General features: G+C 68.1%; 2 protein-coding genes and 1 pseudogene. 1 reads left to right on the forward strand and 2 read right to left on the reverse strand.

The annotated features are described in order from the left end of the window. Positions 1-605: pseudogene (locus tag J1C73_RS21205) on the forward strand (hypothetical protein); the annotation flags it as partial. 21 nt (positions 606-626) lie between these two features. On the opposite strand, the gene tpg reads toward J1C73_RS21205, so the two are convergent. Both tpg and J1C73_RS21215 read right to left on the reverse strand, forming a co-directional pair. Continuing rightward, a complete protein-coding gene (tpg, locus tag J1C73_RS21210) occupies positions 627-1,184 on the reverse strand; it encodes a telomere-protecting terminal protein Tpg (RefSeq protein WP_207317807.1) in 558 nt (185 codons plus the stop codon). Between the two features lie 117 nt (positions 1,185-1,301). Beyond that, entirely contained in the window at positions 1,302-3,737 is a 2,436-nt protein-coding gene (locus J1C73_RS21215; protein WP_207317808.1) for a DEAD/DEAH box helicase, read from the reverse strand. Positions 3,738-4,306: the final 569 nt, after the last annotated feature.

The following is a 4,306-nucleotide window of genomic DNA, read 5'->3' on the forward strand; positions in this document are numbered from 1 at the left end:
CGCAGGACGCGCCACAGGCGCGCCCTGCGCCGGCCCGCTGGATCACCCTTGCCTGTCTGGACCGGCTCGTCTCCTACGACAGCCCCAGCCTCTGCCCGAGCCCCTGCACACCCGGCCTGACCGACTGGAGACACCGCCCTCCACCCGCGCCTCTGACTTCCGCCCAGGCGACGGAGGCAGCCCGGCGTATCCACGCCGCGACCGCCCACCCGCAACTGTCCGCGGCCCTGGCAGCCACCCTGTTCACCGGCGCATCCTTCCAGCAGCTGGCCACCGCCCGCAGCGACGATTTCCGAGACGCCCCCGCCACGCTCGCCCTCCACGACCGCACCCGCTTCACCGACGGCTGCGCCACCCACCACGTCCCGCCCTGGGCCCGGGTGTTCCTGCGCGCGGCCGCCCGCTACGCCCACCTGACCGGGGCCTCGCACCTGCTGGCCGGACCGGGAGACCGGCCTGCTGTGCTTCGCCTGGCCGAGACGGCCGGACTGCGCCCGCCCCAGCCGCCCGTGGCCGTGCGTGCCGGCAAGCGAGGCGCCGTGGTGTGGGACTGGCGGGAGGTACGGGAAGCACACGGGTACGGGCCGGCGTCGACCGCCCGCTGACGGCACCGTCCGTGCCTGTGGTCACAGGAGGGCGAAGCCGATGAAGTCGATGTCTCCGAGGACCACCTGCAGGCCGTGCGCGCGCTGGCCACTACCGCGGAAGTAGGCGTGCCCGAGCGCACGGGAGAGGATCAGCTCGTGCTGCTTCTCGCCGGCACCCGCCTCCAGGGCGGCGAACATCTCCCGCGTCACCGCGCCGGGCAGGTGTGCCGTGATGAGCCGCAGGCGGGGATCATCCGAGGAACCGGCACCGGCACGGAACCCGAACCGCGCCCGGGTATGGACGACCACACCGCGCTCCTCCGCCTCGGCACGTCGGCGCGCACGGACCCTGGGCTGCCACCGCGCCCGCACGAGATCCGCGATCGTCTGCTCATGGCGGGCGCTGGGACGCCTGCTGCTTCCGGCCTTGCGCGTCACCCACCGCTGCACAGTCCGCTGGGACACGCCCAGGAGAGCGGCCACCTGCCGGGTAGAGCCCCGCTCCCAACGCAACAGAGCCCTCAACTGGTTCGCCGTCGTCGACGGAACCGGCTGCGTGTAGAGAAGCTGCTCCAGCCCCTCGGATATCTCCCCCATGACCAGACCCTTCGACGCCGCGCCTTCTGTTGGTTCAGGCCTCTCACGACCGGACGGCAGACGCGGCCACAATCGGTGTATCGGTGACGTGGAGATCGCCATGCGGTAAAGAATCGGTTATCTCTGGACCACCTGCCGCACGACGACCTCGGGCTTGCCGCCGGGCACCGCTGCCCACTCCAGTCCGAGGGCGGCCAGCGCCTGGAGCTTGTCGGCGGTCAGTTTGGCCCGGCGGGTTTTGCTGTTCGACAGGAACACTCCGAGCTTTACCTCCGTCCCGTCCTCCAGCCGTTCTACGTGGGCCCTGGGGACGGCCAGGGAGCCGGTGCGAGCCTTGTACTGGGCCAGGGCGGCAACCCCCCGCTCAAAGACGCTCACGGGTGCCATGGCCGGCTTCACCGGTGCTTCCAACTCAGGTGCATGCGGGATGACACCGATGGTCTCCAGGCGCTCGCGCTGCCCGTCGGTCAGCGCTGCCCAGGCCTCGGGCTGGCGCTGCCGGGCGAGCCATTTGCCGATGTCCATGCCGTGCACGGTGACCCCGGGTTCGACGTACCCAAGGATGGTCTCCTCCGCGAGCATCTCCCGCACCACCGCGTAGTGCCGCTGCCATACAGCCGGCCATGACGGGTTCCAGTCCTCGTCTACGGCCTCCAGCGCCGTCTTCCACTCCGGGTGCCCCTCCAACGCCCCAGGGCGACGGAGGTTGGACAGCCACTGCCCGATCGGCCGGTCCAGCACAGTCGCGGCCCGAGGCACGCACAGCGTCCAGTGCTGCTCGTAGTACGCCTTCGCGGCCTCCAGGTTCTCCTGGAACCGCTCATCCGCCACCGACCACACCATCCCGAGCCGTTCCAGCCGCTGCGCGCGCTGCCCGCTCATCTCCCCAGCCCCGTACGCCCGCCGCTGCTCCGCCACCCACTGCCCAAGGGGTGTCGTACCCTCCCGGTGTCCGTAGGGCACTCTCGCGTTCTCGACCCGCTCGACGTACGCCTTCAGCTTCGCCCAGCCGCGCGCCCAGTCCTGCCGCTCGGTGTCGATCACGTTGAAGGACACCCAGTCCGCGACCATCACCGGATCCCTGGGAACGGCAAAACGCAGCAGCAGACGGGATTCGTCCTCGCCTTCCTCGGGCGGCGGGCCGATGTACTCGGACGGCTGCGCGATGCCCTTGTGTGGCTCCTGAGGGATCGCAAGCAGCTCGATGGCCTCCTCGTCGTGAGCTCGCAGTCCCTCGAGAACCTTCACCAAGGGCCGATACGATCCCGAGGTGAACATGTCCTCCGGCTTCTCTCCGGGCTGAAGGAATACCGGCACGATCAATGAGGCAAGTTTTCCCTCCCCCGGCTTTTGACGGAGGGCCCGGCCGATGGCCTGGACGATGTCGTGCGGAGCGCCCTTAGGGTCCCAAAGGGCAACACTGTCCACCGCTCTGATGTCGACGCCTTCCCCCAAAACGCGACAATTCGAAAGTACCGCCCGCCGTGCCGTCGTACCGAAGCCGCCCAGGACCTCCCGCCGGCGCTCGGGGACGTGCTCGCCGCACAGCCAGTCCGCCCAGATGTGCTTGGGGTACATCTCGGGCTGGTCGGCGTGCAGCTTCGCCGCGACGTGCTCCAGGCCCTCCGCGTACGCCTGTGCCTCTATCGTCCGGTGATGGAAGGTGATGCAGGTCTGGAGTCCGTGCTGCGCCATCGTGTGCAGGAGCGCGGCTTGGAGAGCCCCGAGGCGCTGCCCGCGGACTTCCTCCGTGTGCCGGTCCTCGCCCATCAGCCGCTCCGGCGTGACGATCGGGTCCTGGAGCTCCAGGACGATGATCTGGTACCGCGCCAGCAGCCTGCGCGAGACGGCCGATGCGAGCGAGAGCTTGTAGAGGACGGGGCCGAAGACCTTCTCGTCGTCCATGGAAGCCGCCATCTCCCGCGGCAGCGGATCACGCACCCCCTCTGTGACCTCCCGGTTCAGCCGCTCCTCCCAGATCCGCGGCGTGGCCGTCAGGTACAGCCGGCGGTACGCCGGGATGACGGTCTGGTCGTGGATGTCCGCCCACGCCTTACCCATCGAGCCCGAAGTCCTGTGGGCCTCATCGACCACCGCCAGGTCCATCGGCGCCAGCTTCTGGCCGTAAGCGCCCTCGAACGCCTCGGCCAAGACGCCCAGGCTGGCGTACGTCGCGTAGATGGTCACCGGCCCCGTCCCGTGCCACAGCGACAGCTGCACGGGGTTCGTGGTGGAGCGCACCTTGAGGCTCCACAGCTCCGGGTCGTCCTGGAGTGAACACACGGCAACCGCCGGCCCCTTGTGCCCGACCCGGTGCCACTCCTTGACTGTTTGCGTCAGAAGATCCAAGGTCGGCACCAGCACGAGAATGCGCCCCTTCGGAAGCATCTCGCGAGCAGCGAATGCGGCAGTGATGGTCTTTCCGGTGCCGCACGCGGAAATCACCTGGCCGCGCAGACCATTGGCCGGAATACCGCCGGGAGGAACGTCGAGACCGCGCCGAATGGCGTCAACAGTCTCAATCTGGTGCGCGCGCAGATCGTTTTTCTTCATTACCACGGAAAAGATCTCCTTCTTTCGGAATGTAGCGCGCAATCAGAAAGGAAATTCCGGCGCAGTGGAGTCGCGGGCCGGGGTGGTAGCTTCTGGGACCAGACTCTACACAGTAAACACCCATGATGCATCGCCCGCAATGTAGGTTCGCTCTATCGTCTGATACCTGACTGAATCCCGCCCACGCTCACGATTCATACAGTATGATGGCGGGGCACTGGTGGGCATGCCAAGGTGGGTCCGACGGCAGGGGAGGGGTTCGGGTGGAGCGCAGCGGAGCCCGTCACTTCGGTGTGGCCGGCGCCCTGCCAGACTGCGGTCCGTCACCCTCGTTGCGGGGTAGTAGCTGAGATTCCCCGGCCCTACACAGTCCCGCACCTGATGCACCGTCCCCTCGTAGCCAGCCCAGGAGTCCCGCTTGCGGGACTCCCCACAATTCGCGCTTGCGCGAATTGATGCCTTTTCAGAATTCCGTTTACGGAATTCATTCCCGCGCTTGCGCGGGAATTCCGAATTGCGCTTGCGCAATTCGCGCTCTATGCCCCGGCTTGCCGGGGCATATCCCGCTC

It is taken from the genome of Streptomyces laculatispora (assembly GCF_017353455.1).
Classification (GTDB): Bacteria; Actinomycetota; Actinomycetes; order Streptomycetales; family Streptomycetaceae; genus Streptomyces; species Streptomyces laculatispora.

Coding starts and splice junctions, on each gene's coding strand:
- tpg (WP_207317807.1), bottom strand. CDS start 1,184: ATGGGGGAGATATCCGAGGGGCTGGAGCAGCTTCTCTACACGCAGCCG.
- J1C73_RS21215 (WP_207317808.1), bottom strand. CDS start 3,737: ATGAAGAAAAACGATCTGCGCGCGCACCAGATTGAGACTGTTGACGCC.